Consider the following 4,842-nt stretch of genomic DNA (forward strand, 5'->3'; position numbering starts at 1 on the left):
CGTCGTGCCTCTTGTTCAACCTTTTCAGGCCCATGGCCGGATTGAATGGAAAAGAATTCCCTTTTATGGGGCGAAATAAGCGAAAATTCCAGTCGGGCGCTGCAATCGAATAATTGAATGAATAACCCCATATGGTACAGTTAAGCATGGGATGGCGATTCTATCTCAAATACCGGCGACTGAAATTCAAATAATAAATGCCTCCACTATTGTCAAAATAATAAATGCCTCCATTATTGTCAATCCGATATTTTTCTTCAAACTACCAAAAAATCGAAGATTTTGGACGTAGGCTACCTATTTTCCCACATGAAGATTTTTTTTAAACGTAGACCTCTGCGGGGTAATCCGGGTCGATAATATAATCATCAGCAATGGGTCCCGGCGAATCGTCATATACAGGAAAACCATCAATAGGCGGGGCATTTGCCACAGACATCGGCTTGCGCTTTATGCCCCTCAAGTCCAGATGTTGTGAAGGTTTGGCTGGAAATTTCCGAAGTCTTGCGCATCTGTTCAATTTCTCAAGTGGACTTTATCATGCGGGTCCCAAGATCAGCGGCGGTCATCGACATATTCGCGGGCGTCGAGCAGGTCTTTGAGCTTATGGAAATAATTGACCGGCAGCACATCGAGGTCAAGGCCAACGATGCGGGGCAATTTTTCATTAAACGCCGCAATGCACCCGGGAACCTCGTTGACGGAGCGGATGCCGATGATATTTTTCAGGCGCGACAATTCCCGGACCCTTGGCAGGTGTTTTTTGATCAGCAGGATTGGTGCGCTGTCGGACGGCGACGGCATGGCCATGTTTTCGCTTGCGGACACATCGGGCATGAGCGACCCCTGACCGCGTAGCCCTTACGCAGCTCGCATCGTTTTTACGCAGTTCCGGATCATCCTAATCAACGAAAGGAGCCCAATCGATGACATTCAAATCAATCAGCATAATTGTTGTATTTCTTGTTTCGTTCGGGTCAGCGCCCGCGCTGTTGGCCGCGAATCATGAACACTCCGGCCACCACGGGGCGCCTGCTTCCGCCTCGGTGCCCAAGGCCGCGGTATAGTCGAAGCGATGGACCCGGCCGCAGCTGCGCTGCTGCTGGAACATGAACCCATCGAATCGCTGAGCTGGCCCAAAATGGTCATGGAGCTGAAAGTCAAGGACCCCGAACTACTCAAGGGCTTGACAGAAGACGATCGGATCGAGTTCGACCTTACGCAGACCGGTAAGGAACTTCTGATCACCCGAACCGAAAAAAATTCCCTGAAGACAACCCTTTCAGCGCGTTGGCGGCATGTCGATACCACGGTACTCCCCGATTCGCCATTTCAATTTGATCTCCTCGACCAGGCAGAACAGCACCGGTACGGTGAACATGGTGAGCAGCACCAGGCTCATGCCGCCGACGCTGGGAATGGCCATGGGGATCATGATGTCGGCGCCGCGGCCTGTGGCGGTCAGCACGGGTAGCAAGGCCAGGATGGTGGTGGCACTGGTCATCAGGCAGGGCCGGACCCGGCGCTGGCCAGCGGCGACGGTGGCCGCGCGCAGCTGGGCCACCGTTTCGGTGCGGCGTTGGTCGAAACTTTGCTTGAGATATGTGGCAATCACCACGCCGTCATCCGTGGCGATGCCGAACAACGCCAGAAAGCCTACCCAGACGGCGACGCTGAGGTTGATGGCATGCAGCTGGAAGAGCTGGCGCATGTTGACGCCGAAGATATCGAAGTTGGCGAACCACTCCTGACCATAAAAATAGATCATCACGAATCCGCCGGCCCAGGCCACGGCAATGCCGCTGAAGACGATCAGGGTCGTGGCTACCGACCGGAACTGGAAAAAGAGAATCAGGAAGATCAGCAGCAGTGAAACCGGTAGCACGATGGCCAGGGTCCGCGCGGCGCGCAGCTGATGTTCATAGTTGCCCGCGAACCGCCAGCTGACGCCCGGCGGCACCACGAGTTCACCGGTATCCACCTGGGCACGCAGAAAGTCGCGCACCTGCTCGACCACCTCCACCTCGGCAAGGCCGGGCAGAGGACCGAAGGTGATGTAAGCGGTCAGGAAGGTATCTTCGCTGCGGATCATTTGAGGGCCGCGGGTGAAATGGATGTCCGCAACTTCGCCAAGGGGAATCTGTGTGCCGTCCATGGCGGGCACCAGTACGCGCCGGATGGCTTCCGGATTGTCCCGCAACTCGCGTGGATAACGCACGCGCACGGGGAAGCGTTCACGGCCCTCGATCGTCGTGGTGAGGGTGCGCCCGCCGACGGCCACGGTGATCAGATCCTGGACGTCGGTGATGTTCAGTCCGTAGCGGGCGATGGCGGTGCGGTCGATTTTGATTTCGAAATACGGTTTGCCCACCACGCGGTCGGCGTTGACCGTGGCTGCGTTGACCGTAGGCACCCGGCGTACGAATCGTTCGATCTCCACCGCCATTTGATCCAGCGTAATCAAGTCCGGAGCCCGCAGCTTGATGCCCATGGCCGCTCGCATGCCGGTCTGCAGCATCACCAGGCGCGTTTCAATGGGCTGGAGCCGGGGTGCGCTGGTGGTGCCGGGGATTTGGGCGGCGCGCACGATTTCGTCCCAGATGTCTTGGGGCGAGCGGATGTGGTCTCTCCATTGACGAAAGGGGCGGCCCGCGGGATCGGGTATCAGCTCTCCCTGCGCGTCGCGGACGAAATCGTCGCGCTGCCGGTCATATTGGAAGTTGATGCGCCGGCCGGCCGCGTCGATGACGTACTCCGGTTTGTAGTCGATCACCGTTTCGATCATCGAAATCGGGGCGGGATCAAGCGCGCTTTCGGCCCGGCCGATCTTTCCGGTCACGTTCTCGACCTCCGGCACGGAAGCAATGGCCATGTCCTGGTAACGCAGCACCTCGATAACCTCGGCCAGGGAGGCATGTGGCATGGTGGTGGGCATCCACAGAAAGGCGCCTTCGTCCAGCGGCGGCATGAATTCGCGGCCAAGGCCGGGGAATTCATGGGCCGCCCACCCCCAGGGCGTACTGGTGCGGATGGCCTCGGGCTGGATGCCCACATGCCGAGCCATGGCGGGAATGATTCCGAAGATGCGGTCAAAGCCCAGCCAGACCGTGGCACCCAACATCACCAATACCGTGGGAAAAGCCAGGAAGAGGATCTTGTGACCGAGGCAGAAGCGCAGGATCGGGGCATAGACATATTGAAAGGCGAAGAATACCGCCAGCAACCCGCCCACCAGAAGCGTCACGAAGACGGCATTGCGCACCATACCGCGTTCGGGCCCCAGCGGCTCCCACACTGTGATGAGAACCCAGCCCACGGCCAGCACTGCGATGGCGCTGGCAATCCACGGGACGATCCGGGACATCGCGGCAACGGCGCCGTCGATGCGTTCAACCAACATTCGTGACCGCGCCGGCAACCGGTCACGGACCAGCTGGATGACCACCACGGCCAGCAGGATCAGGCCGGCGATCCACACCCAGGTCCACCGCTGACCCATGCCCAGAACGGTCGTTCCCACGGCCGCCAGGCCAAGACCGAACAGCAGCAGGCGTCGTGACCGCTGCCAGTCGATGCGTCCGGCAATTAGCACATGAATGGCCGCCGGCACGATGGTCAGGGCCGCGATCACCGATCCGATCAGCACAAAGGTTTTGGTAAAGGCCAGCGGGGTGAACATCTTGCCTTCGGCGCCGGTCATGGTGAAGACTGCCAGGAAGCTGATTATGGTGGTACTGATGGCGGTGAGCACGGCGGAGCCGACCTCGCTGGTGGCCCGTTGGACCACCTCGATGCGCGGTTCGTCGTCGGGGGCCTCCTGGAGGTGTTTGAGTACGTTTTCGGTGACGATGATGCCCATGTCCACGACCGTGCCGATGGCGATGGCGATGCCCGCCAGCGATACGATGTTGCTGTCCACGCCGAACAGCTTCATGAAGATGAAGCACATGAGCACCGCCAATGGCAGCATGGCGCTCATGATCACCGCACTGCGCAGGTGCAGAACCATCAGGATGACGACAATGATGGTGACCAGAATCTGCTGGAACAAGGCGTCGCTGAGGGTGCCCAGGGTTTCATGGATCAACCCCGTGCGGTCATAGAACGGAACGATTTCAAGCTGGCTGAGGGTGACCCACGGCGGCCAGGCGTCGCGCGGATTAGCCCTGAGCCAATCGAGCCAGGCCGCCTGTTCGAGGATGGCGGCATCCTGGACGGAAAAGGGGTCAAAGCCACTGTCGCGCGCAAAGCGTTCGACATCGCCTACACTGACCACCCGCCAGTCGATCACGGCCTTGGCGGGCAGGCCCGGGCTGATTTCGGCGATCTTCTCCTTGACATGGTTGATGGCCGCCAAGGGGTTGAAGCCTTCGCGCACCACAACCACACCGCCAACGGCCTCGGCGCCGCCGTGGGTCAGTACACCGCGCCGCTCGGCCGGGCCCAGGCCCACCACCGCCACGTCACGCACGCGGATCGGCACCCGCTCGCCGCCTACGGTTACCACCGCCGCCTCCAGATCTGCCAGGCTCTTGATGAACCCCACGCCGCGCAGGATGTACTCGATGCGGTTGATCTCTGTCACCCGGGCTCCGACATCCAGATTGCTTTTGGCCACGGCCGAGAAGATCTGGTTGAGGGTGACGTCATAGGCGCGCATGGCATCCGGGTCTACATCGATCTGGTATTCCTGCACGAATCCGCCGATGGAGGCCACCTCGCTGATGCCTTCGGCCGACAGCAGCCCATAGCGGACATACCAGTCCTGGACCGTGCGCAGTTCGTGCAGGTCCCAACCGCCGGCGGGCGACCCCTGTGGGTCGCGTCCTTCGAGGGTGTACC

At 59.7% G+C, this 4,842-nt stretch carries 2 protein-coding genes and 1 pseudogene; 1 reads left to right on the top strand and 2 read right to left on the bottom strand.

Going from position 1 to position 4,842, the window contains the following annotated elements; translation table 11 throughout:
- Nucleotides 1-555 precede the first annotated feature (555 nt).
- Nucleotides 556-837, bottom strand: coding sequence for an aminopeptidase P family N-terminal domain-containing protein (locus tag R6V78_RS16745; protein WP_410290529.1), 282 nt, complete (start codon nucleotides 835-837; stop codon nucleotides 556-558).
- A 226-nt stretch (nucleotides 838-1,063) separates the two neighbouring features.
- Here R6V78_RS16745 and R6V78_RS16750 point away from each other — a divergent pair.
- Nucleotides 1,064-1,249, top strand: a pseudogene (locus R6V78_RS16750) (copper-binding protein); the annotation flags it as partial.
- A 33-nt stretch (nucleotides 1,250-1,282) separates the two neighbouring features.
- On the opposite strand, the gene R6V78_RS16755 reads toward R6V78_RS16750, so the two are convergent.
- Nucleotides 1,283-4,842, bottom strand: a 3,560-nt coding sequence (locus R6V78_RS16755) for an efflux RND transporter permease subunit (protein WP_410290530.1), incomplete at its 5' end; no start/stop codon positions are given.

It is taken from the genome of Desulfosarcina sp., from assembly GCF_046496365.1.
GTDB lineage: Bacteria > Desulfobacterota > Desulfobacteria > Desulfobacterales > Desulfosarcinaceae > Desulfosarcina.

Excerpts from the sequence above, each read along its gene's own strand:
- R6V78_RS16745 (WP_410290529.1), bottom strand. The coding sequence starts at position 837 with ATGCCCGATGTGTCCGCAAGCGAAAACATGGCCATGCCGTCGCCGTCC.